This is a genomic window from Cellvibrio sp. BR, assembly GCF_000263355.1.
Classification (GTDB): domain Bacteria; phylum Pseudomonadota; class Gammaproteobacteria; order Pseudomonadales; family Cellvibrionaceae; genus Cellvibrio.
The window spans coordinates 897649-921576 of the sequence record NZ_JH668200.1 but is presented as its reverse complement, the minus strand read 5'-3'; the positions used below and the strand labels follow the sequence as shown (position 1 = coordinate 921576).

Here is a 23928-nt window from a genome sequence, read left to right as displayed (position 1 = left end):
GTATTACCGGGTATTAACCCAGCTTGGTCATTTCAAAAATCGGGGTGAGGATCGCTAATACAATGACGCACACAGCCCCACCCATAAAAATAATCGTGGCCGGTTCCAATAAGCCCATGGCGACCCCCAGCATCATTTCCAGCTCGCGCTCCTGATCTTTGGAGGCGTTGTCCAGCTGTTGCGGTAAGGTGCCGTTGGTTTCGCCACTGGCCACTAACTGCACCAGCAAGGGTGGAAAATGGCCCGTGTTTTCCAATGCACGGCTTAAACTCATGCCCTCGCGCACCGCGGCGGCAACTTGGTCACAGGCCTCTTGCAGGATTTTATTGGTCATCACCTGGCCGGAAATATTGAGTGCCTGCAACAGCGGCACGCCACTGGCCGATAACAAACTCAAAGTGGCGGCAAAACGCGCCGAGTTTATCTGCTTCACCAACTCACCAATTACCGGCAACTTCAATTGCACCACGTGCCAGGCACGCAAGCGTTTAGGGTCGCGCATCAGGTGTTTAATGAAAAAATAGAGCCCGATCAAAGCGACAAATAAATAAACGCCGTAGTTCAGCAAAAACTCACTGGTGGCGATAAGGCCCTCAGTCAAGGCGGGTAACTCGCGCTTGCCCTGCTCAAAAATTTTAACCAGCTTGGGTACTACCAGCACCATCAGCGCGATGATCACGGCGAGGCTGACCACCAGCATCACAATCGGGTAGATCATTGCCATTTTGATCCGCTGCTGCAGCTGCTGGCTGGTTTGGGTGTAATCCGCCAACCGCTCCAATACCGGGCTTAAATAGCCTGAGCCTTCACCGGCACGCACCAGTGCGCGATACATATCGTTAAATGCCACCGGGTTATCGCCCAGAGCCTGCGCCAAGCTAAACCCCTCCAACACTTTGGTGCGTACCTGCAACACTACCCGTTTTACATTGGCTTTTTGCGATTGTTTGGCGGTGGCATGCAGGGCTTCATCGAGCGGCAGACCAGACTTAACCAATGAGGCCAACTGGCGGGTGATAAGACTTAATTCGCGTGTACTCAAGCGACTGGCGCGACGGCGCGACCAGGCCGCAACATCCAACCCCTCGCCGGAAGTGGCTTGGGCCTCATTGCCCGCACTGAGCACTTCCAAGGGTTTGAGTTTTTTAGCGCGCAATTGCGTGCGGATATGCCGTTCGGAATCCCCTTCTAGAATCCCCTTAACGGTTTTACCCTCATCGTTCAGCGCTTTGTAACTGTAGGCACCCATGTTTGCGTCCTTACAGTTGTGTCGTCACACGCAGCACTTCTTCAATGCTGGTGATGCCATTAAGGACACACTGACGGCCATCGTCGCTCATGGATGGACTGTGTTTACGCGCCTCGGCCAATAGCTCCTGCTCGCCAGCTTGTTCGTGAATCAGGTGACGCAGGCGCTCGCTGATTTCAATCAGTTCATAAATACCTTTACGGCCACGATAGCCTTGATGGTTGCAATGCTTACAACCACTCGGCGCCGGACGCCAGATAGAGGTGTCCGCCGGCAGCTTGAGCATATCGCGCTCCGCATCACTCGGCAGGTAGGCTTCTTTACAGTGTGAACAGAGCACACGCACTAAACGCTGTGCCATCACCACTTCCAGGCTCGACGCGAGCAGGAAGGGTTCAACACCCATGTCTTTCAACCGCAACACCGCGCCAATGGCGGTATTAGTGTGTAGGGTCGATAACACCAAGTGGCCGGTTAAGGATGCTTGAATTGCAATTTCAGCGGTTTCGCCGTCGCGGATTTCACCTACCATCACTACATCAGGATCTTGCCGCAAGATGGCGCGCAGACCGCGAGCAAAGGTCATATCGACTTTGGTATTTACTTGGGTTTGACCAATACCTGGCAACAAATATTCGACCGGATCTTCAATTGTCAAAATGTTGCGACTGCGGGTATTGATGTGGCTCAAGCCCGCATAGAGCGTAGTGGTTTTCCCCGAACCGGTAGGGCCGGTTACCAGAATAATACCGTGTGGCTTGAGCAAGTTTTTGGTGAGGCGCTCATAGACCAGTTGTGGCATTTGCAGCTGCTCCAGGCGCAACTGGCCAGCGGCCTGATCGAGCAGACGCAATACGATGCGCTCACCAAAAGCGGAAGGGATTGTCGATACCCGGATATCCACCGCGTGACCGGCGAGGCGCACGGTGATACGACCATCCTGCGGCAGACGTTTTTCGGCGATATCGAGGCGCGCCATTACCTTCAAACGCGAGACCAGCACCGGTGCCAATTCGGCTTTGGGTGAGAGCACTTCGGTCAATACCCCATCGATACGAAAGCGCACAGATACCCGGTCTTCAAAGGGTTCAAGGTGGATATCGGAAGCGCCTTCACGCACCGCTTGCGAGAGGATGGCGTTGATTAGACGGATAATTGGCGCGTCATCATCGCCTGCGAGCAAGTCAGTGCGGTCGGCCAAGTCGTCGGCCATGGATGACAAGTCAAACTCATTGCCCAGGTCCTCGGCGGCGCGCTGGGCGGCGCCATCTCCGCTTTGGTATTCGCGGGTCAAACGCTTTTGGAAATCTTCGGCGGGCAATTCTTCAAATTGCAGGGCTGGCCCCAAAATGCGCTGCAGTTCCAGCAATACTTCCAGGGTCAAGCCAGGTTTGTGCAGGACTCGCGGCAGACCATCGGCCTCAGTCTCATCAAGCATGACGCCGTGGGCAGATGCATAACCGAAAGGTAGGCGCTCATAAACGGCAGGCTCAGGAACTATGGCCTGCTCATCCAGCGGCAGCGCTTGTTCTAAGTGCTCGTTCACCATCACTCCCCTGTAGCCTCAGTGGAATCGGCTTCTGCAGGTAGTGATTGGCGATAGCGTTCAATCTGTTCTTCCCATTCGGGCAAGACTGGAATGTCGCTATTATTCAGCAACAAGCCTTTGTTGCGACGAGTATCAATTTGCTTTTCACGAATCGCTTGATACTTCTCGGCAGTCGCGCCGGTTAATACGCGATCATCGCGAATAATGGTTGGGCGAATGAAAATCAACAGGTTAGTTTTTACTTTTTTGGAGGTCTGGCTGCGGAATAAATGCCCGAGAACCGGAATGCTGCCCAATACCGGCACACGACTGTTAGAGACCAAAACATCATCTTTAATCAAACCACCCAGCACCACGGTTTGGCCATCAGCCGACAGGATTTGGGTTTTTACTTCGCGTTTACTGGTGACGGGGCCATCTTCGGTATTACGCACCACGCTGGAAATTTCCTGTTCAATATCCAGTACCACGCTATCCCCCTCATTGATATGCGGGGTGACTTGTAATTTGATACCCACATCTTCGCGGTTGATAGTATTAAAGGGGCTGCTGAAACCAGTATTTCCCGTGGTGCCCGTGTTGCCCAAACCAGAATAGGAGCCGGTTCTGAAAGGAACCTGTTCGCCCACCAGAATGGAGGCTTCGGTGTTGTCGGTAGTCAGTAAATTCGGTGTAGAAAGAATGTTGCTTGAGTCGTCGGTCTGCAGCATTTTCAATACTGCCAAGAAGTCAGTTTTACCCCCCAAACGACCAACACCAAACAGCTGACCGGGAATACCTGCAACACCGGCGGCCAATTGAACCAATGAGTCTCCGGAAGAGCCGTTTTCTTCAATATCAAACGCCGCAGCCCCTACCGAGCCTAATGCACCACTGTTGGTGGAACCACCAAAACCAGCATCGTCGTTACGGTACATCCACTCAATACCCAGCTCTTTATCATTACCGCTGGATAGCTCAACAATGATTGCCTCCACTAAGACTTGGGCACGACGGATATCCAAGCTATCCACAATGGACAATAAGGTGTCCATTGTGTCGACATCAGCAGTAATCAGCACCGAATTGGTTGCCTCATCGGCCTGCACCGCTGGCTGGGCTGCATTGGCGGGAGCACCTTCGGCCTGCTTGCCCTGCCCTAAACTTTGCAACATCCCTGAGAGCACCTTGGCCACATCTTCCGCCTTGGCATATTTCAGGTAGAAGACACGAACATTGCTACTTTTGGATTGCGGACGATCCAGGTCATCGATCAAAAACTTGAGACGCTGACGGGTTAGGTCATCACCACTCACAACAACGGCATTGGTGCGCTTATCGGCAACAATTACCGGTGGTGCGGTAGTCATACCGCGGTTGGGATCGGGTTTTTCCAGCTGGGTGAGCATCGCCACCACATCAGCCGCATTGGCGTAGCGCAGCGGAATGACATCAGTGTGGGTAATGCCGATTTTATCGAGCTGTACAACCAACTCGCTAATACGCGCCGCATTGGCACGGGTATCGGTAATGATCAGCGCGTTGCTCGGTTCATAGGTGGTGAGGTGACCGTATTGCGGCACCAGTGGGCGCAATGCGGCGAGAATTTTGGCGGCGCTGGTATTTTTCAGCGGAATCACCTGGGTGATATACAGGTCATCGCGATCTTTAATGCTATTTTCGGTGGGTATAGCAAACTGGCGGGCATCGCGGTTCATTACCACACGCACAATATTGCCACTCTCCACCGCGGTAAAACCATGCACATCCAATGAGGCAAGGAAGAGCTCATACAACTCTTTGGCATTCAGTGGACGGGTATTTATCACCTTGATTGGACCGCGTACCTTGGGGTCAATGATGATGGTTTTACCGGTCAAGCCCGCGATGGATTTGATCACATCCTGAATATCGGTATCGTTAAAGTTGACCGACCAGCGCATTTCACCCTGACCCTCAACTGCCTGTACCTGGGCTAGTGAGGTGCCACTCACGCTGATCAACGCCGCAAGCAGCAGGCGCCCCACTGCTTTGCGAAAGATGATCTTGTTATTGTCACGACCATGAAACCGGATCACAAAAACCTCACTTGAGCATTACGTCTAGGTTAACTGTACTGCCACCGCGTCTGATTTCGAGATTCGCTGAGGTGGCACTACCCATACTTTTATATATTTCCATAACCTTGCCGGGCGCGCTGAGCGGCACCCCATTGACAGCAGTCACTATATCGTCAGCCTGCAAGCCCAAGGCATCAAAGAGCTCCGCATTGCGTCCGGGGCGAATTTTATAACCCACCACCTGACCGCCCTCGCGGTAAATACTCATCGCCACCACATCCGCCAGGGTTTTGGTCACCTGCGCCATTGAAGGCTCAGCCGCTGCCGACGGCGAATCGTATACCGGGCTTTTATCACCAGTAAGTGACGGCGGCTGGAAGTTGGCTGCACTGTTATCTTGCGCTGGTGGCGCCGAATAACTGCTGGTTAATTTAGGAGCATTGGGATCATCTTTGAACATCCACAGCGATTCAAAGCTGCCGTTGTTGTTGATAATCACGCGCACATCCAACACCTTGGCGAGGGTGACCTTGTTACCCACGGGCAAGGTATCACCTACGGCGTAAACATCGGCTTTATCGCCCGCCACAATAATCGCACGCGCCGCCGATTCGGTACTGCTGCCAATCACCCCGCGCAACACCAGGTTAAGCTGGGTATCGCTGCTGGCTTCTATGTCGCTCACCACTGCTGGCGCCTGTTCTACGGGCGGTGCAGCGGCTACATCACCGAAAGGGGCAAGGGATTTTAATTGGGTAATATTGACTGCTTCGGTGGTCGTAGAACCTGAATCCGCCTGGATCGCAAGCAGGGACACACTGGCAGGAGGAATTTCGGGTGCTGGCACTACCAGCCACAGCAAGCGCGCAAGGCTGTGGCTTAACCAAATGACTAATAACAGCATAACCAGCCATTGCCAGCGCTGCAGGGGGATGCGGTTTAAAAGCGCAAAGAAACGGCGCAGCTGAACTTCCAACTGGGCAGTGCGCTGCTCAAAAACAGCTCTGTTCGATTGCAATCTATCTTGCATGGGTATGACTGAGTCCTTCACGCTGGCTGACGACAGGAATGAGTTGGGAATGGCAATTGTCAGTCGTATCAAAAGCTTAGTGCGTTATGATTATCAAAGCCACGGGATTCTACTCCATCCATATTACAAAAGCGAAATAGTCCTACAAGCCCGTAAAACATGGCGCGATAAGCCTTTTTGGCCTTAATTGGATAATGAATCACAAAGGAAGTTGCAGGCGAGCGAGAATATGCGACACAGGGCACAAAAATGAAGGGTGAAAACGAAAAACCCCGACTGCTTAAGGGGGCAATCAGGGCTTTTACAGGATGAAGGCCATACCTTGGCAATACGGGATGCTCTATTCCATTCAACTCCTTGCGACTGTCGCATCCTGCGACAAACTCCAATGACTGTCATTATTGATGAATGAGGCGTCAGTTTATAGTGGCTAAGCTCTGCAAGTTTTGTAGGAGATATCGCACACGCTTGCCAGTCAAAACGCCTGCAGTTTTGTGACAGCAGGTTTATAATCCGCCGCCGCCAGCCAATAACCTGCGAGAGACACACATGCCGCCCAAGAAAAAAAGCATCGACTTTGAGCAATCGCTCGCCACTCTCGAAAGCCTGGTGGCGCGTATGGAGCAGGGCGATATGACGCTGGAAGAATCGCTGCAGGCGTTTGAAACCGGCATAGCCCTGACCCGCGAGTGCCAAACCCGCCTCGCCGCCGCTGAACAACAGGTCACCTTACTGATTGAACAACAGGGCAATATCCGCCTGGAAGCCTTTGATAGCGATGAAGGCGAGGCCTGATGGACGCGGATTTCAATAGCTTTGCCAGCGCCTGTCGCCTGCGGGTTGATAGCGCCCTTGACCAATATTTCCCTGCCGGTAGCGACCCAACCCAACTGCGCGCTGCCATGCGCTACAGCCTGTTTAATGGCGGCAAGCGGGTGCGCCCGATCCTTGCCTACGCCTCGGCACTGGCGATAAACCCCAGTATCGAGCTGACCCTAATCGATCCCGTTGCCTGCGCCCTGGAGTGCCTGCACTCCTACAGCCTGGTGCACGACGACCTGCCCGCCATGGACGATGACGATCTGCGCCGCGGCAAACCCACCTGCCATATCGCCTTTACCGAGGCCAGTGCCATTCTCGCCGGCGACGGCCTGCAAACCCTAGCTTTTGAGCTGCTCACCCAAACCGAGTTACCAGCTAACACCCAGATCCAGCTGGTGCGCCAACTGGCCGCAGGCTCGGGCGCCGAGGGCATGGTGCTGGGCCAAGCGATTGATTTAGCCGCCGTAGATCACCAGCTCAGCCTCGCGCAGCTGGAAACCATGCACAATCACAAAACCGGCGCACTGATCCGCGCCGCCGTTGCGATGGGCGCACTCAGCGCCGGTGCCAGCGCGGCACAATTGGCCGCACTCGATAACTACGCCAACGCTATCGGCCTGGCATTTCAGGTGCAAGACGATATTCTCGATGTCACTGCCGACACCGCCACCCTGGGCAAACAGCAAGGGGCCGATATAGCTCGCAACAAGCCGACTTACGTATCACTACTGGGATTGGATAGTGCCAAAGCCAAAGCTGCTGAATTACATCAGCAGGCGCAGGCCGCACTGCTGGATTTTGGTGACAGCGCAGTCCATTTACGCCAACTGGCGCGCTATATAGTAGAAAGGTCGAACTAGCCAAGCCTCTGCCAAGCTGCCTACAATGGCCGACTGCCACCTGATAACCAGACTGATGACCGCGAATGCATAACGAGATACCCACCTCCCGCCCGCTCACGCCACTGCTCGATAGCATCGACAGCCCCACTGAGCTGCGCGCCCTGAGCGAAAAGCAGCTGCCGCAACTGGCAGAAGAACTGCGCGCCTTTTTGCTCTACAGCGTCGGCCAGACCGGCGGTCACTTTGGCGCTGGCCTCGGTGTGGTAGAACTCACTATCGCACTGCATTACGTCTATCAAACCCCGAACGACCGCCTAGTGTGGGATGTGGGCCACCAGACCTATCCACACAAAATCCTGACCTCGCGCCGCGAGCGCATGGGCACTATTCGCCAGGGCAGCGGCCTGTCCGGTTTCCCCAAGCGCGAAGAGAGCGAGTTCGATACCTTTGGGGTCGGCCACTCCAGCACCTCCATCAGCGCCGCCCAAGGCATGGCGATTGGCGCCAAAATGGCAGGCATTGAACGCAAAGTGGCAGCGATTATCGGCGATGGCGCCATGACCGCCGGTATGGCATTTGAAGCGCTGAACCACGCCGCGCACACTGAGACCGATATGTTAGTGGTACTCAATGACAACAACATGTCCATCTCCCCCAATGTGGGCGGCTTTTCCACTTACCTGTCCAAAATCTGGGCGAGCAAGTTTTACAACTCCCTGCGCGAAGGCAGCAAACAGGTGCTGGGCATAATCCCACCCGCCTGGGAGTTTGCGCGCCGCACCGAGGAGCACTTCAAGGGTTTTATGTCGCCCGGCACCCTATTTGAGGAGATGGGTTTTAACTATGTCGGCCCCATCAACGGCCACGATCTGGGCGATTTAGTGCGCTGCCTGAGCAACCTGCGCGAGATCAAAGGCCCAAAACTGCTGCACATCATCACCCAGAAAGGCAAAGGTTTTGAGCCAGCGGAGCTGGACCCGGTGGGCTATCACGCGCTCAACAAAATCGAGCCCAAAAAAGCCGAACTGGGTGCGGTGGATGCACCCAAAAAAGTGAAATATCAGGACGTATTTGGCCGCTGGCTGTGCGATATGGCGGCGCAGGATGACAAGCTAATTGGCATCACCCCCGCCATGTGTGAAGGGTCAGGCATGGTGGAATTTGCCGCCCACTTCCCCGAGCGCTTTTACGATGTGGCCATCGCCGAGCAACACGCGGTGACACTGGCGGCAGGCATGGCCTGTGAAGGCCAGAAGCCGGTAGTGGCGATCTACTCCACCTTTTTGCAGCGCGCCTACGACCAGTTGGTACACGACGTCGCCCTGCAGAATCTGGACGTCACCTTTGCCATCGACCGCGCGGGTTTGGTCGGCGAAGACGGCCCCACCCACGCCGGCAGTTTTGATATCAGCTTCCTGCGCTGTATTCCCAATATGGTGATTGCCGCACCGAGCGACGAAAATGAGTGCCGCCAGCTGCTTTACACCGCCTACCACTACCAAGGCCCCGCCGCTGTGCGCTACCCGCGCGGAACAGGCCCGGGCACAGCGATAGAAAAAACCATGACCGCCCTGCCCATCGGCAAAGGGGTTATCAAACGCGAGGGTAAGCAAGTCGCCCTGCTCTGTTTTGGGCCGCTACTGGCTACCGCCCAACAAGTCGCCGAGCAGCACAATTACACCCTGGTGGATATGCGTTTTGTGAAACCGCTGGATGCACAATTAGTGGAGCAGCTGGCGGGCTCACATCAATTGCTGGTGACCCTGGAAGAGAATACGATTGCTGGCGGTGCAGGCAGTGCCGTGACCGAACATTTAAATCATATCGGCCTGATTTGCCCGACCTTACAGCTCGGTTTTGGCGATGAATTTGTTGAACACGCCAGCCAGAAACAGCAGCTGGCAAGCCAGGGGCTGGACGTCAAATCCATCGCCGAGCGTATTAGTTTGCGCCTGAAGGCAACAACAAGCGACGCCAGATCCATAGCACACTAAACTCGATAGTGAGGCTGCCAAGCATTACATAGCAGCCTGACTGTCAACCTGATTAACCCGCGAGGGGAGCGCCACCTTGTCATCCTCTAAAGCTGATCACTCCCAGGGCCTGCTGTTGTTTCGCCTGCACAACCAACAGATATTTGGCCTGGGCACACTTAAAATCCAGGAACTGGTTCCCTATCAAGCCGTGACCCCCATGGTCAACCAGCACCCGGGTATTCTGGGTGCGCTCAACATTCGCGGGCAGACTATGCCCATAGTCGACCTTGCGGCAGCGGTGGGCAAAGGTGCCACCCCGCAAGATGCGCTGGCCAGTAGTTTTATTATTGTCACTGATGTACAACGCCAAAAGGTTGGTTTTCTGGTGCGCCAGATTGAGCGTATTGCCGATACCAACTGGCGCGATATCAGCGCGCCCGATAAGTTTTTGGGCAATAGCATTTACATCACCGGCGTCACCCGGGTTGATGATCAACTTGTGCAATTGCTTGACGTGGAAGTGATCATGGCACGCCTCTTCCCACTCGATGCCTCCAAAGCCACCGCCACCATTACCGATGTAGAACGCGAGCAGCTGCGCCCCATGCGTATTTTATTGGTGGACGACTCGCGCACCGCGCGCAAACAGTTAAGCGACTCCCTCGATGCCATCAATGTGCGCTATCAGGTGACCGATGACGGCCAAAAGGCGCTGGAGATCATGCGCGCCGCCGCCAACAGCGGACAGCCCATCGATATATTAGTCAGCGATATCGAAATGCCGGGGCTGGACGGCTACGAGCTAGCCTTTGCCGTGCGCGACAACAAACAGCTCGCCAGCGCCTACATCATCCTGCACACCTCACTGTCCAGCAGCATCAGCGTCAGCCAAGCCCGCCAGGTCGGTGCCGACGAAGCGCTCACCAAATTCGACGCGCGTGAATTAATCGATGCAATGTTGCGTGGCGCCACCAAAAAAGTTCGCTAACTAGCACCCAATCAAACCAATGACGCCACCCCACCCGCAAATCGCTCCGCCAGAAAATCGATAAACAACCGCACCTTAGGCGCCAAATGGCGCTGCTGGGGGTAGACCACCCAGACTCCGGCGTCGTTAAAACGGTAGTCGTCCAATACCTTCACCAAGCGGCCATCGGCGAGAAATTCATCCACGTAATAATCCGGCAACTGCGCCAGCCCCAAACCTTTCAGCGCTGCATCCAGCAGGGCCGGGCCGGAGTTGGCCTGCCAGTTACCGCGCACCTGTAGATCCTTACGCTGGCCGCCGTCACTTAACAGCCAATAACCGCGCGTGCCAACCAGGCAATTGTGGCGCTCCAAATCGGTCAGGGTTTGTGGCGCCGACACGCGCGCCAAATAGGTGGGCGAACCGACTATGTACTCTCGCCGGTCACACAGGCGTTTGGCGATCAGGGTGGATTCGCGCATGACCCCCATGCGAATCGCCAGATCAAACCCCTCTTCAATTAACTCCACCTGCCGGTTGCTGAAGTACATCTGTACCTTGAGTTGCGGGTAAAGCAGTTGGAAGTCGTTCACCAAGGGCGCGATATAACGGTCGCCAAAGGTGGTCGCCGCGGTAATTTTCAGCAATCCCGTAGGCTGGCCTTGATGATGCTGCAGCAACGATTCCGCCTCGCGCAGCCCATCAAACAAATGGCGACAACTATCGTAATAGAGCTGCCCCGCATCGGTCAGGCGGATCTGGCGGGTGGTGCGATAGAGCAATTGCGTGCCCAACTGCTGCTCCAACTGGCTCACCAGCCGACTCACATGGGAGTTGGATACTTGCAGCTCCCGCGCCGCGGCGGCAAAGCTGCCAAATCGAACTACCGCGATAAACGCCTCTACCCGCTCCCAATGTTGCATTGTTGCTCCACGGCAATAATTAAGTGATTTTCAGCTAGCTTATTGCCACTGAGTCACTAGTCTACACTTTGCACCCGGAAATTTTAACGCTGAGGAGTCACCCATGAAATCACGCGCCGCTGTCGCTTTTGCCGCTGGCAAACCACTGGAATTGGTAGAGATCGATGTTGAAGGCCCACGCACCGGCGAAGTGTTGGTGCGTATTGTAGCCACCAGCGTCTGCCACACCGATGCCTATACCCTGTCCGGCAGCGACCCTGAAGGCGTATTTCCGGCAGTCTTGGGCCATGAAGGCGCGGGCATTGTGGAGGCGGTAGGCGAAGGTGTGACCAGCCTGAAAGTGGGCGACCATGTGATTCCGCTCTACACCGCCGAATGCGGCAAGTGCAAATTCTGCTTGTCCGGCAAAACCAACCTGTGCGGCTCGGTGCGCGCCACCCAGGGCAAAGGGCTAATGCCCGACGGCACCACCCGCTTCTCCTTTGAAGGCAAACCCCTATTCCACTATATGGGTACCTCGACTTTCTCCGAGTACACCGTATTGCCGGAGGTTTCCCTCGCCAAGGTTTCCAAAGATGCACCGCTGGATAAAATCTGCCTACTCGGCTGCGGCGTCACCACCGGTATCGGCGCCGTCATCAATACTGCCAAAGTCACCCCCGGCTCAACCGTCGCAGTATTTGGCCTGGGCGCTATCGGCCTGGCGGTAATTCAAGGTGCGCAGATGATGAATGCCAGCCGCATCATCGCCATCGACGTAAACCCCGACAAATTTGAACTCGCCCGCCAATTTGGCGCGACCGATTTTGTAAACCCCAAAGACCACAGCGCGCCCATCCAACAAGTGATTGTGGATATGACCGACGGCGGCGTGGACTACTCCTTTGAATGTATCGGCAACGTGAACGTGATGCGCTCGGCACTGGAGTGCTGCCATAAAGGTTGGGGGGAATCGATCATTATCGGCGTGGCTGGCGCCGGGCAGGAAATCAGTACCCGCCCCTTCCAGCTGGTGACTGGTCGCGTATGGAAAGGTTCGGCGTTTGGCGGGGTTAAAGGCCGCAGCCAGTTGCCGGGATATGTGGAGCGCTATATGCGCGGCGAGATCAAAATCGACGAATTTATCACCCACGATATGCCGTTCGACCAAATCAACCACGCCTTTGACTTGCTGCACGAAGGCAAAAGTATCCGCACCGTTTTGCACTTCTAAGCGCTACAGGGGCACCGACATGACCAGTATTTTGACCAACATCGCCAGCAACAAAAGTTTTGGCGGCTGGATAAAGCGTTACAAACACCACTCCACCAGCCTCAACTGTGACATGGTGTTTGCGATTTATTTACCGCCGCAGGCCGAAACCCGCACGGTGCCAGTCTTGTGGTGGCTGTCGGGGCTGACCTGTACCGATGAAAACTTTATGCAAAAAGCTGGTGCCCAGCGTATGGCAGCAGAGCTGGGTATTGCCATTATCTGCCCGGATACCAGTCCGCGCGGCCTGAGCCTGCCCGGCGAGCACGACACTTATGATTTCGGCTCCGGCGCGGGTTTCTACCTGAATGCCACCCAAGCGCCGTGGGATAAACACTACCGCATGTACGACTATTTGACCCTTGAGCTGCCGGAACTGATCAAAGCGCACTTTCCGGTGAATGGTCGCGAATCGATCAGCGGTCACTCCATGGGCGGCCATGGTGCGCTGGTGCTGGCGCTGCGCCAACCAAGCCGCTACGCCTCGGTATCGGCCTTTGCACCTATCGCCAACCCTGGTAACTGCCCTTGGGGTCAAAAAGCGTTTAGCGGCTATTTGGGCGAAGATCGCAACACCTGGCAGCAGTACGACGCCTGCGCATTGATTGCAAGCGGTGTATCAAGCCAAGAGCTGTTGGTGGATCAGGGTGATGCGGATGAGTTTCTAGCACCGCAACTGGGCGGAGACGCCCTGCAAGCCGCCTGCGCCAAAGCGGGCCAACCGCTGCTTTATCGCACCCGCAGCGGCTATGACCACGGCTACTTTTTTATTGCCAGCTTTATCGACGATCACCTGCAGTATCACGCCAAATACCTTTATCCAACGGGTGCTCACCACTAAACACCCGCCAACACCCTTATTTGCGCATAAAAAAGGGGCTTGCCAAGCCCCTTTTTCTCGGCTAACTTTGTAATCGGTTACAAAACAATTTCCGTAGAGTTATCCATTATCTTCCAGCTACTCGACACCACAGAATAATAATTTTGTTTTAATTCAAATACATATTAAAAATCAGCATTTGTTTGCCTACCGATACAATAGGGATTTTATCTTTTATTAACTGAAAATAAGTAACCGGTTACAGGCAATTGATTAATACAAGGGCACAAATAACAAACCGCCCGCATTTACAACAAGGATTGGATGTCAGGAAGAGCGTTTTGACAGTGAGTTGTTCATCGCCTTGGACGAGGCGCCCGCAAGAATAATCATAACGAGGTTCAACCCCATGAAAGTAACAAAACTTATCAAACCCTTCGCCGCCCTAGTGCTGGCGCTCAGCGCCATCAGCAGCAGCGCCGGCATTTATGTGTCCGGCAGTACCGTCTATGAAAACAGTTCGCCCTTTGTGATGCGCGGCGTCAATGTCGCCCACGCCTGGTACAACGACAAAACCGCCAACTCCCTGAGCGATATAGCTAAAACCGGCGCCAACAGCTTGCGTGTGGTGCTCGCCAGCGGCAAACTCTGGAGCCGCACCCCGGAATCACAAGTGGTTAGCATCATCAGTCAGGCCAAAGCCAACAAACTGATTACCGTGCTGGAGGTGCACGACACCACCGGTTACGGCGAACAAACGGCGGCCACCCTTAATGAGGCGGTGGACTACTGGATCAGCATTAAAAACTCACTGATCGGCCAGGAGGACTACGTCATTATCAATATTGGCAACGAACCCTTTGGCAATGGCCAATCCGCCAGTGCCTGGACCGACGGCCACAAAAATGCCATCAGCCGCCTGCGCGCCGCCGGTTTCAAACACGCACTGATGGTCGATGCCGCTAACTGGGGCCAGGACTGGCAAAACATCATGCGCGACAACGCCGCCAGCGTATTGGCCAGCGATCCGCAAAAGAACGTGATTTTCAGTGTGCATATGTATGAAGTTTATGGCAGTGCCAGCACTATCAACAGCTACATGGCCAGCTTTAAAAACAATGGGTTAGCTTTGGTGGTGGGCGAGTTCGCGGCAGATCATTTTGGTAGCAATGTCGATGAAGGCGCGATCATGAGCTACGCCAAACAATACAACTATGGCTAGTTTGGTTGGTCATGGTCAGGTAATGGTTCTGGCTTGGCCTCGCTGGATATCGCCCAAAACTTTAACGCCAACACACTTACCACCTGGGGCAATACCCTCATCAATGGCAGCAATGGCATTAAAGCGACTTCCAGACTAGCCAGCATTTTTGGTGGTAGCGCATCATCCAGCAGCAGCTCCAGTGGCAATAGCTGCGGTACCGCGCCCAATGGCTACCCCTATTGCTGCAGTGCCAGCTCAGCCACCGGTAATGGTTGGGGTTGGGAGAACAATCAAAGCTGTGTGGTGCGCACCACTAGCAGTAGCTGCAACTGGTATGGCACCAGCTACCCGATTTGCACCAGCGTCAGTTCTGGCTGGGGCTGGGAAAACAACCGTAGTTGTATCTCCCAAAGCACCTGTAATTCGCAGTAAGGCGTTTTCAGGCAACATCCTTTACAGCCCTTTGGCGATGTAGCAATACATCGCCTTTTTTACGTAGCCGCCAGCCAGTAAATGAAAAAGCGCAATCGGTTCGCGTCAGGGTTTAGCCATAGAGCCCAACAGGGAGACGTAAAAAGCAGAGCAAAGCGGGAGAGAAGGGAGAAGTTACAGAAAAGAGATGCATGGAAACTCAAGTCCTTTTGAGCCTCACTAAACCACTCACTCATTTCATGGTCATGCCGCGCTTTTATACAGCTTGTACTTTTTTAAAACCAACAGCACTAGCCTCTTATGTGATGCAGTTCCCATATTTGTCGCCAAATGTAACAACTTATTACAGCGGATTACATTTCGCTTGGTTAGAACCTTGTTTTACAGCCATTAAAAAAGCGCCCTTAGGCGCTTTTTTAATGAGGGGGTTAATACCGACTCAATTACTTGTGTGCAAAACGTTTGCGAATCAAGAACAGGAAACCAAACGCAAAGATCAGGAACAGCGGGAACAGTGCGAGGTTTTGCAATGTCGCTTGGCCTGCAGTCAACTCTACCGCTTCCGCCGGAACACCACTGGCAATCGCTTCGGCTTTTGCATCGTCCAACCAACCGCCAATTACCGGATTCCACATACTCATGGAGAACATACCGGCACCACCTAACAGGGACATCCCCAGCGCACCCGTTTTCGGCTGGTATTCACTGATAAACCCGATCATCGTCGGCCAGAAGTAGGTAACACCCAATGCAAACACCATCGCTGCAATGTAAATCATGCCGCCGGATGCGTTGCTCAACAGGAAAATACCAATGGTGGTCACTACGGCAGACATCAACAACACACCCACCGGGTTAAGAGCCTCTACAATCGGGCCAGCAAAGAAGCGACCCAATGCCATCAGACCAGTTACCAAGGCCAATACCAACATGGGGTGAGCACCTGACGCACCAAAAATACGGTCAACCCATTGCTGGGTGCCAAATTCAGACGCGGCGGTCACAGTCATGCAGAAGAACATGAAAATAAACAGCGGCGAAAACAACGCTTTGATATTGGTTTTGGTAGAAGTCTCGGAATTCGCCATGGTTGGGAATGGCTGACCGAAGATCATTACGCCATAAATAATGGTAGGAATGATCATGATCGCAATTTGCCACTGCCAATCCAGACCCAACTTGGTCATCAGGCTTGACACCAAAGCACCGATCACAATGCCACCGGGGAACCAGACATGGAACTTGTTGAGCATGGCAGTTTTGCGAGTGTGGTAGATATCGGCGATCAAGGGGTTACAGGCGGCTTCAACCGAACCGTTAGCAAAGCCGATGAAAAAGCTCGATAACAACAGAGTGACAAAACCATTGGCGGTAATTGTCAAAATCAAACCAATCAAGTGGCAGGCAAAAGCCAGATACATCAAGGTGCGTGCACCGACATGGTTATAAATCAAACCACCAAACATCATCGCCACCGGAAAACCGAGGAAGGCCATGCCGTTAATCCACCCCAACTGGGTGTTGCTGAAGTTAAAGTCTGCACTCAGTTGCGTGAGGACACCGGCGCGAATCGCAAAGGTCATTGCGGTCACAATCAGTGCGACGCAGCAGGCGGTAAATAGTCGCTGCGGATTAATAGTTGCTGAGGAGCTGGTCATAGGATTTATACCTTTTTATAGGGTTTTATTGTTACTTGGTTTGTTATTGATTGTTGTGAGTTGTTGTTTGACAAAACCAAACTGCCGGGCACAAAACCCGGCAGTTATTGACACTACACCAGTGGCGTCCAAACGCCATCCTGCTGCGATGAGGTTAGCACAGCCTGAATAAAGCGCATGCCCTCCACACCTGCGTCTATATCCGGCACCCAATTTTGCAAAAAGTGGGTCTCGCCCTGCTGACGCGCAATCAAAATATCGGCGATATCTTTATAGAGGTTGGCAAAACCCTCAAGATAACCCTCCGGGTGACCACCCGGTGTGCGCATACCACGCGCTGCAATATCGCTACCGATATCACCGCGGCGGGTAATACGTTGACGCGGTTTGTTCAACTCGCAGAACCACAGCTCGTTAGGATTTTCCTGCGCCCACTCAATGCCGGCTTTTTCACCATACACACGAATACGCAGGCCATTTTCACAACCAGGTGCAACCTGGCTTGACCAGAGCATCCCTTTGGCGCCGCCATCAAAACGCAACAGGGCATGTACGTTGTCATCTACCGGGCGACCATCAACAAAACTGGTCAAATCAGCACTGACGGTTTTCACTTTTTGCTGGGTAATAAATTGCGCAAGCTGGAAGGCGTGAGTGCCGATATCGCCCAAACAACCTGCCAAACCAGAGCGCGCCGGATCAGTGCGCCATGAAGCTTGTTTGTTGTCGTCTGCCGCCGCTTCGGTCAACCACTCTTGTGGATATTCCACTTGCACAACACGCAGTTTGCCGAGTTTGCCCTGCTCGATAATTTCACGTGCATAACGCACCAGCGGGTAGGCGCTGTAGTTGTGGGTAAGCGCAAAGAAGCAGCCGCTTTTTTTCACAATCTGCTCCAGCTCCAGCGCCTCTTCCAAGGTGCGGGTCACCGGTTTATCGCAGATCACATCCACACCGGCTTCCAAACAGGCTTTGGCAACCGGAAAGTGCATATGGTTAGGCGTTACGATAACCACCGCCTGAATACCATCGGCGCGGGTTTTCTCTACCCGCAGCATTTCTTCATAGGAGGTGTAAGCGCGATCGGCAGCGATGTGTAAATCAGCTGCAGAAGCTTGGGCATTTTCGGGATTAGAAGACAGCGCACCGGCGACCAGTTCAAACCGGTCATCCATACGCGCCGCAATACGATGCACCGCACCGATGAATGCACCGCGACCACCACCGACCATTGCATAACGAATTCTTGGAGTTGTCATTGTTGAATTCCTAAATTTTTACAGACCGAGAATTTTGCGATTTTTGGCTTCGTCGATGCCACTCTTGGCAAAATCGTCAAACGCGCGCTCAGTGACTTTAATGATGTGCTGCTGGATAAATTTAGCGCCCTCTTCCGCACCCACTTCCGGATGCTTCAGTGCACATTCCCATTCCAGCACGGCCCAACCCTCGTAATCATAAGCGGCGAACTTGGAGAAGATTTGTTTGAAATCTACCTGACCATCACCCAATGAACGGAAGCGACCGGCGCGATCCACCCAGCTTTCATAACCGCCATATACACCCTGTTGGGCGCTGGGGTTAAATTCCGCATCTTTCACATGGAACATTTTGATGCGCGCGTGATAGCGGTCGATAAACGCGAGGTAATCGAGCTGTTGCAATACAAAGTGGGATGGGTCGAACAAAATATTCGCACGCGGGTGATTGTTTACCGCTGCAAGGAAGCGTTCAAAGGTAGCGCCATCGTGTAGGTCTTCGCCCGGATGGATTTCGTAACACACATCCACACCCGCTTTATCAAAGGCATCCAGAATGGGCATCCAGCGTTTGGCCAATTCGGCAAAACCCTGCTCCACCAAACCGGCAGGACGCTGTGGCCAAGGGTACAAATAGGGCCAGAGCAGCGCACCGGAGAAGGTCGCATGAGCGGTTAAACCGAGGTTTTTACTTGCCTGTGCCGCCAACATCAATTGCTCAACCGCCCAAGCCTGACGCGCAGCAGGGTTGCCACGCACTGACTCTGGCGCAAAGCCATCAAACATTTCATCGTAAGCCGGGTGCACCGCCACTAACTGACCTTGCAAATGGGTGGATAGCTCAGTCGCCACCAAACCGTGTTTAGCCAGTGTTGCTTGAAACTCAGCACAGTATTCTGTGCTGGTTGCTGCTTTTTCCAAGTCAAAAACGCGCGCGTCCCATGTGGGAATTTGCACGCCTTTAAAACCTAAACTCGCCACCCAACCCGCGATGCTATCCAGGCTGTTAAACGGAGCGGTATCACCTAAAAATTGTGCGAGAAAAATCGCGGGGCCTTTCAGCGTTTTCATGGGGGAATCTCCAACAGAACAGGGGCGTAAACCAAGGCGGCGCTGTCGCAACGAGCCGCTTCATTATTTAAATTGCCGGTACATATATGCAAGATGACTTAAAGTAATCATAACAATAAGCCATACGGAGGCAAGACTTTATTCCAAGTCGCCAAAACGCGCGACAGAGCAAACAGTTATTTACACTTCCGGCGACACCCGGAGGCATCAGCCGGGCATAACTCACGCACCAGCAGCGGCTTCGATTAATAAGGAAAAAGAAACACCGGCCAACGCCCCAAACGCAGGGTGCGATTTAAGGCGCGAACGGCTCGTCGCCGGGCTGGGCAGGCCACATAAAAACCGCGCCAATTGTCGCGGCTGCTGCAGTGCCACATGCGCCTCACGCTTCACACCTGCAACCAGCGTTTGCTGTGCGGGCGTGAGCGGTAATACAGGGGGCAAAGACATAAGCGCTGGCTGCGCATGACGACAGTGATTGCAGATACCACAGGGCAGCGCGCCGTCCTCACCAAAATAGTGCATTAACTGCTGACTCAAACAGGCGGGATTATTGGCAAACGTAAGTACCGCATGAATGCGCTGAATATCCCGCGCCTCCCGCTCGGCAAATAATTGTTCCAGGTAATGATGGAGTTCGGCCAGCTGATCGGCGTTTTGCATGGTTTTATTATTTTTATAGCCCTGACGTAAATTGGCGACGGTTAATTCAATCCACCCCTGCTCTGCCAAATAATCCAGCGCGTTGCTGATACGCTCTTTGGATTCCTGCAATTGTTCCGGTACCGTCAACATATCCAGCGACAACCATTTTCTGCCCATGCGCCCGGCAGCAAATAAACGCTGTAAAAAACCAGCGCGGTCAGCATCAAACTGCGCAAGGATAAATGTATGGTCCCGCAAAAAATGTATTTTGTATTCGGTATAAAACGGACTCTGGGCGCTGATCACACCGCGCAATTCCAAATAAGTCAGCGCGGTATTCAATACCAGTGGGCGTAAATCAAATTGATTGGATAATTCATAAGTCGATATATCAAACACATCGTCAAAAGTGAGCAAGTGCTGCACCAATGCCCGCAAACTTTCTGCTGTGGGTGTATCGCCATAGGTAAAATTTTCCAATACGCGAATATCATCGGCCACCGCAAACATTTCACACAATGACGGCTCGCCATCACGCCCGGCGCGCCCAATTTCCTGCACGTAGTTTTCAATCGATTTGGGCAAATTAAAATGGTACACCGCACGAATATTACTTTTATCGATGCCCATACCAAAGGCGATAGTGGCAACAACTACCGGCACCTCGCCGCGCATAAATTGATTCTGCACCTGCTCCCGCTCGTCATCCGGCAACCCGGCGTGATAATGCACCGCCATTAACCCCGCTGCATTAATTGCCGCCGCCACTTCCTCTGCGGTCTTTTGCAAAGTCACATACACAATGGTGGCAGCATTGCGCGGATGTTTTTGCAAGCGTGACAGAAGTAAATCGATGCGCGCCTCAGCCCCACAAGGTGTGACACGCAATTGTAAATTCGGGCGCGCAAAACTGGTTTGAATATGGTCCGCCTGGGCGATAGCAAATTGTTTGCAAATATCGGCGGCCACTGCTGGTGTTGCCGTTGCCGTTAAAGCCAATACACGCTCAGCGCGCAACGTTTTGGCAAGATCAGCCAGGGTTAAATAATCCGGGCGGAAATTATGCCCCCATTCAGAAATACAATGCGCTTCATCTATCGCTAACAAACTGATTTTGCAGCGCGCAAGTCGCTGCACAAAACGCTCGTTCTTTAAACGCTCGGGCGAGACATACAATAATTTTATCTGCTGCTGATAAATGCCATCGTAGATGGCCTGCACCTCTTCTTTGGACAGAGAAGAATCCAAACGCGCAGCCGCAATACCCAGTGCCTGCAAGGCATCCACTTGATCTTTCATCAACGCGATAAGCGGCGAGACAACTAGGGTTAAGCCATCGAGCATTAATGCAGGCAATTGATAGCAGAGACTCTTACCTCCGCCTGTCGGGAATACTGCAAGTGCAGATCGCCCCGCGAGTAGCGCGTTAATCACTTGCTCTTGACCGGGGCGAAAGGAGTTAAGTTTAAACGACTGTTCCAGAACAGTATGAGGCGATGACATAAATAGAAATTCCATAATGTTGTAGTTCTTCCATGAACCTAAAGCGGCACACTAAATCGGCGACTTAAAGCGTCGCCAACCGAGCATAAACAGGCTGCTCAACAACAATGCCCATAGACTTGGCTCCGGTACATTATTTATTGGCGTAAAGCTGACCTTGGTTGAGCCATAACCCTCAAAATAATTCACGGGTTCAAGCAAACTGAATACCACTGAATTTTCCCACACATCGACTGCTGACTTGAGTGTATGCAAATGATCATCCGGTTTAAAACTGGCTTCCATCCATAAATCAAATAAAAAACTGTGGCCTAACTGATTTTTAAACGAACCACGCAGCGCTATGCCGGTATACATATCCGCTACGGATTCTACATCGAGATAATTTTGGGTATCCAGGTCAAACAAATAGGTTTCACCCGTGCGGTAATTATTGAATTGGCCACCCGCAATCGCACCGTTATAGCGGCCGCGCTCCGGGAGTGCATTGGAGTCAGCAACTGACTCATCAATAAAAAAACTAATGCTGCCACCAGGCTCCGGTTCACCGGTATCCCAATCGTAAAAAGTGAGGTTATCTATATCCAAACGTACCAAGCCAGCCATGGCAGAAGGTGCAGCCAGCGCAACTATCAAACCCACTATTGTTATGAATCGCATAAACGTCTCCCAAAATCCCTCGATAACGAACCTCAACCAACGGCAAGATCAGAACTGCCGCGCGCTGCAGCAACCAACTTCTTTTAGCCGATGCAACGCGCTTGCCCAGTGGCTCTTCATATTAACTGGAACCTTTGCCGATAACAGTGAACTTTTTTACAAGAACTGATTTTAGGTGTCGCCATGAGACCAGCGGTTAACAAAACCACTCAAAACTGAACCGACCGTTATAAAAAAATATTTTTAAAAGATACTTTTTGCATAACTAGCCGGTTAAGCAGTAGCACCCCACTGAAAGCACAGGCTGATCAGCGCAAGCGTTTAACCAATTCAACGCGGCGATTTTTTTGCTTCCCCGCATCACTGGTATTGCTACTGGCGGGCGCATAAGGGCCAACACCCTGTGCCTGCAGGCGCGCGGCAGCGACTTGATAATCTTTTACCAGCCTGGCAACCACCTTATTAGCGCGCTGCCCGGAGAGCGTGACATTGGAGGCACCATCGCCCGTGTCATCGGTATGGCCAACGACGTAGAGCAGCAAATCCGGATTGCGCTTTAACAGTTCTGCAATCGCATCCAGAGTGGGCTTGGATTCCGCTTTAATATCTGCCTTGCCGGTATCAAAATAAATACCATAAATCAGCGCTTTACCTTCAGCATCAAGCTGTTGCTTCAAACTATCGGCATTTACATTCACTAAACCTGTTTCTACCGCTTTTTCTTGCACAATCACTTGCTGTACACCCACTTGTGATTCATAAGCACCAATAAATAAAGCGATATACACATTGCCGGTCGGCAAGGATTTTTTAGCCAATAAGTAATAGGAGTTGCGATACCAATTATAAACACTCCCAGAGATGGCTAATGCCTCACCCAGCTGACTACTTTGTTTTTCGTTGCCGCACTGCGTTAATTCGCACTGCGAAATAAACGCAAAACCAGCGCGGGTTAAGGCATTTTTATAATTTTCATAGACCTTTAAGGTCGAAACATTTTCGATAGTGTAAGTGTGACGGGTTAAATCGCCGGTTAATTGCAGTGGCGTTTTTTCTGTTGCATTAATTGCGTAAGGAATTGTTACAACTTCTGTATCCACTTTTTTATGCTGGAAAATTTTTGCACCGGGATAGCGCGGCAACATCTCATTATCTTTCGCCTTTTCATCTGCCGACAAAGGCTCGGTACTGGTTGGCGCTGCCGCCTGCCCGGCGTAAGCAGCGTCTACTTTTACCAAACCTGTTTCCAGTGGCTCGGTCTCAAGTATCACCTGCTGCACACTGACCATATCTTCATAAGCGCCAAAAAACCAAGCAGCTATAACTTTGCCTTTCGGTGATTCTTTTTCACCAATCCAATAATAGGGGTTATGGTAATTGTTGTAGACACTGCCCCTTACCGCAATCGCGGTACCTAGTGCCGCCGCCTGATCTTCATCGCCACAAGCCTCTAGCGCACAAGAAAACAGCGGTTTAAAGCCCGCCTGTTTGGCAGCAACAATGTAATTCTCATACACCTTGAGCGATGAAACATTTTCAATTTCATAATTGTGCAAATACAAATCGCCCACCACATCCAACCGGGTAAAGGAGTACGGTTCTTTGCTGACATCCACTATAGAAATCGGGAAGGTGTATTTTTCATAGTCATACATTTTTGCCTGCTCAAGATCCGCATTGGGATAAGCCGCAAACAGCGGATGATCTTGATCGTAACTCGCATACAACGGTGAGCTTATTAGTGCAAAAGAAAGCACAACAGGGTGTGATAACAGCGACAGTGCACGAGAAAACATAACAACTCCTTGGTTAATTTTTAGTGTGATATTGACAGGTATCTCTATGACAGAAAATAGGCAAGATTAATACTGGGCGCTTAACACGCAGTGAATACAGATCACAAATTTGATGCGGGTGTAATATGCTTAAACTAATATCAGCTTTATTAGCGTGAAACAGCAACCGTATCCCTTAGTACAATCTATTCGCCATACAATCACGGGCAGAGGTCAGGCGACTGCATCAAA

19 protein-coding genes are annotated in these 23928 nt (G+C 52.5%); 8 read left to right on the top strand and 11 right to left on the bottom strand.

Features of this window, described 5'->3' with window-relative positions; genetic code table 11:
* Positions 1–13: 13 nt before the first annotated feature.
* From gspF to gspC, 4 genes are read right to left on the bottom strand one after another with little or no spacing between them, the layout of a single operon-like run.
* On the bottom strand, positions 14–1249 hold the full coding sequence (gene gspF / locus O59_RS03800; RefSeq protein WP_007639649.1) for a type II secretion system inner membrane protein GspF: 1236 nt from the start codon (positions 1247–1249) through the stop codon (positions 14–16).
* Positions 1250–1259: 10 nt separating this feature from the next.
* Positions 1260–2798 carry a type II secretion system ATPase GspE gene (gene gspE / locus O59_RS03795; protein WP_007639648.1) on the bottom strand — a complete coding sequence of 513 codons (1539 nt, stop codon included), beginning with the start codon at positions 2796–2798 and terminating at the stop codon, positions 1260–1262.
* On the bottom strand, positions 2798–4855 hold the full coding sequence (gene gspD, locus O59_RS03790; protein WP_007639647.1) for a type II secretion system secretin GspD: 2058 nt from the start codon (positions 4853–4855) through the stop codon (positions 2798–2800). Before gspD ends, gspE begins: the two co-directional genes overlap by 1 nt.
* A 7-nt stretch (positions 4856–4862) precedes the next feature.
* Positions 4863–5867, bottom strand: coding sequence for a type II secretion system protein GspC (gspC, locus tag O59_RS03785; protein WP_007639646.1), 1005 nt, complete (start codon positions 5865–5867; stop codon positions 4863–4865).
* Between the two features lie 549 nt (positions 5868–6416).
* Here gspC and O59_RS03780 point away from each other — a divergent pair.
* The 4 genes from O59_RS03780 to O59_RS03765 all read left to right on the top strand — a co-directional run bounded on the left by O59_RS03780 (position 6417) and on the right by O59_RS03765 (position 10495).
* A complete protein-coding gene (locus O59_RS03780) occupies positions 6417–6662 on the top strand; it encodes an exodeoxyribonuclease VII small subunit (RefSeq protein ID WP_007639645.1) in 246 nt (81 codons plus the stop codon).
* Complete coding sequence (locus O59_RS03775) at positions 6662–7549, top strand: polyprenyl synthetase family protein (protein WP_007639644.1); 888 nt, start codon at positions 6662–6664, stop codon at positions 7547–7549. The genes O59_RS03780 and O59_RS03775 overlap by 1 nt, the downstream gene beginning before the upstream one ends.
* Positions 7550–7614: 65 nt before the next feature.
* Positions 7615–9525: a 1-deoxy-D-xylulose-5-phosphate synthase gene (gene dxs / locus O59_RS03770; RefSeq protein WP_007639643.1), complete on the top strand. Its 1911-nt coding sequence runs from the start codon at positions 7615–7617 to the stop codon at positions 9523–9525.
* A gap of 76 nt (positions 9526–9601) precedes the next feature.
* Positions 9602–10495, top strand: coding sequence for a chemotaxis protein (locus O59_RS03765; RefSeq protein WP_007639642.1), 894 nt, complete (start codon positions 9602–9604; stop codon positions 10493–10495).
* Positions 10496–10506: 11 nt separating this feature from the next.
* Here the strand turns inward: O59_RS03765 and O59_RS03760 are convergent, their stop codons facing one another.
* Entirely contained in the window at positions 10507–11397 is an 891-nt protein-coding gene (locus O59_RS03760; protein WP_007639641.1) for a LysR family transcriptional regulator, read from the bottom strand.
* A 103-nt stretch (positions 11398–11500) separates the two neighbouring features.
* On the opposite strand from O59_RS03760, the gene O59_RS03755 reads away from it, so the two are divergent.
* The 4 genes from O59_RS03755 to O59_RS21940 all read left to right on the top strand — a co-directional run bounded on the left by O59_RS03755 (position 11501) and on the right by O59_RS21940 (position 15105).
* Positions 11501–12610 carry an S-(hydroxymethyl)glutathione dehydrogenase/class III alcohol dehydrogenase gene (locus tag O59_RS03755; protein ID WP_007639640.1) on the top strand — a complete coding sequence of 370 codons (1110 nt, stop codon included), beginning with the start codon at positions 11501–11503 and terminating at the stop codon, positions 12608–12610.
* 19 nt (positions 12611–12629) lie between these two features.
* On the top strand, positions 12630–13490 hold the full coding sequence (gene fghA / locus O59_RS03750) for an S-formylglutathione hydrolase (RefSeq protein ID WP_007639639.1): 861 nt from the start codon (positions 12630–12632) through the stop codon (positions 13488–13490).
* A 388-nt stretch (positions 13491–13878) separates the two neighbouring features.
* Positions 13879–14691 carry a cellulase family glycosylhydrolase gene (locus O59_RS03745; RefSeq protein WP_007639638.1) on the top strand — a complete coding sequence of 271 codons (813 nt, stop codon included), beginning with the start codon at positions 13879–13881 and terminating at the stop codon, positions 14689–14691.
* Between the two features lie 33 nt (positions 14692–14724).
* Positions 14725–15105 carry a carbohydrate-binding domain-containing protein gene (locus tag O59_RS21940; RefSeq protein WP_007639635.1) on the top strand — a complete coding sequence of 127 codons (381 nt, stop codon included), beginning with the start codon at positions 14725–14727 and terminating at the stop codon, positions 15103–15105.
* Between the two features lie 443 nt (positions 15106–15548).
* On the opposite strand, the gene O59_RS03740 is transcribed toward O59_RS21940, so the two are convergent.
* The 6 genes from O59_RS03740 to O59_RS03715 form a co-directional block, all read right to left on the bottom strand.
* Positions 15549–16763 carry a sugar MFS transporter gene (locus O59_RS03740; protein ID WP_007639634.1) on the bottom strand — a complete coding sequence of 405 codons (1215 nt, stop codon included), beginning with the start codon at positions 16761–16763 and terminating at the stop codon, positions 15549–15551.
* A gap of 113 nt (positions 16764–16876) precedes the next feature.
* A complete protein-coding gene (locus O59_RS03735; protein ID WP_040391134.1) occupies positions 16877–18022 on the bottom strand; it encodes a Gfo/Idh/MocA family protein in 1146 nt (381 codons plus the stop codon).
* Positions 18023–18040: 18 nt separating this feature from the next.
* Complete coding sequence (locus O59_RS03730) at positions 18041–19093, bottom strand: sugar phosphate isomerase/epimerase (protein WP_007639629.1); 1053 nt, start codon at positions 19091–19093, stop codon at positions 18041–18043.
* 222 nt (positions 19094–19315) lie between these two features.
* The gene (locus O59_RS03725) at positions 19316–21241 is read right to left on the bottom strand and encodes an ATP-dependent DNA helicase RecQ (RefSeq protein WP_040391131.1); all 1926 of its coding nucleotides are present in this window, start codon (positions 21239–21241) and stop codon (positions 19316–19318) included.
* A 51-nt stretch (positions 21242–21292) separates the two neighbouring features.
* Positions 21293–21901 carry a PEP-CTERM sorting domain-containing protein gene (locus O59_RS03720; protein WP_157152445.1) on the bottom strand — a complete coding sequence of 203 codons (609 nt, stop codon included), beginning with the start codon at positions 21899–21901 and terminating at the stop codon, positions 21293–21295.
* 308 nt (positions 21902–22209) lie between these two features.
* Complete coding sequence (locus tag O59_RS03715) at positions 22210–23697, bottom strand: OmpA family protein (RefSeq protein WP_007639626.1); 1488 nt, start codon at positions 23695–23697, stop codon at positions 22210–22212.
* Positions 23698–23928: the final 231 nt, after the last annotated feature.

What these genes read in the sequence shown, in the direction of transcription:
- gspF (WP_007639649.1), bottom strand. Translation starts at nt 1,249, where the DNA reads ATGGGTGCCTACAGTTACAAAGCGCTGAACGATGAGGGTAAAACCGTT.
- gspE (WP_007639648.1), bottom strand. Translation starts at nt 2,798, where the DNA reads ATGGTGAACGAGCACTTAGAACAAGCGCTGCCGCTGGATGAGCAGGCC.
- gspC (WP_007639646.1), bottom strand. Translation starts at nt 5,867, where the DNA reads ATGCAAGATAGATTGCAATCGAACAGAGCTGTTTTTGAGCAGCGCACT.
- O59_RS03780 (WP_007639645.1), top strand. Translation starts at nt 6,417, where the DNA reads ATGCCGCCCAAGAAAAAAAGCATCGACTTTGAGCAATCGCTCGCCACT.
- O59_RS03775 (WP_007639644.1), top strand. Translation starts at nt 6,662, where the DNA reads ATGGACGCGGATTTCAATAGCTTTGCCAGCGCCTGTCGCCTGCGGGTT.
- dxs (WP_007639643.1), top strand. Translation starts at nt 7,615, where the DNA reads ATGCATAACGAGATACCCACCTCCCGCCCGCTCACGCCACTGCTCGAT.
- O59_RS03760 (WP_007639641.1), bottom strand. Translation starts at nt 11,397, where the DNA reads ATGCAACATTGGGAGCGGGTAGAGGCGTTTATCGCGGTAGTTCGATTT.
- O59_RS03755 (WP_007639640.1), top strand. Translation starts at nt 11,501, where the DNA reads ATGAAATCACGCGCCGCTGTCGCTTTTGCCGCTGGCAAACCACTGGAA.
- fghA (WP_007639639.1), top strand. Translation starts at nt 12,630, where the DNA reads ATGACCAGTATTTTGACCAACATCGCCAGCAACAAAAGTTTTGGCGGC.
- O59_RS03745 (WP_007639638.1), top strand. Translation starts at nt 13,879, where the DNA reads ATGAAAGTAACAAAACTTATCAAACCCTTCGCCGCCCTAGTGCTGGCG.
- O59_RS03740 (WP_007639634.1), bottom strand. Translation starts at nt 16,763, where the DNA reads ATGACCAGCTCCTCAGCAACTATTAATCCGCAGCGACTATTTACCGCC.
- O59_RS03735 (WP_040391134.1), bottom strand. Translation starts at nt 18,022, where the DNA reads ATGACAACTCCAAGAATTCGTTATGCAATGGTCGGTGGTGGTCGCGGT.
- O59_RS03730 (WP_007639629.1), bottom strand. Translation starts at nt 19,093, where the DNA reads ATGAAAACGCTGAAAGGCCCCGCGATTTTTCTCGCACAATTTTTAGGT.
- O59_RS03725 (WP_040391131.1), bottom strand. Translation starts at nt 21,241, where the DNA reads ATGTCATCGCCTCATACTGTTCTGGAACAGTCGTTTAAACTTAACTCC.
- O59_RS03720 (WP_157152445.1), bottom strand. Translation starts at nt 21,901, where the DNA reads ATGCGATTCATAACAATAGTGGGTTTGATAGTTGCGCTGGCTGCACCT.
- O59_RS03715 (WP_007639626.1), bottom strand. Translation starts at nt 23,697, where the DNA reads ATGTTTTCTCGTGCACTGTCGCTGTTATCACACCCTGTTGTGCTTTCT.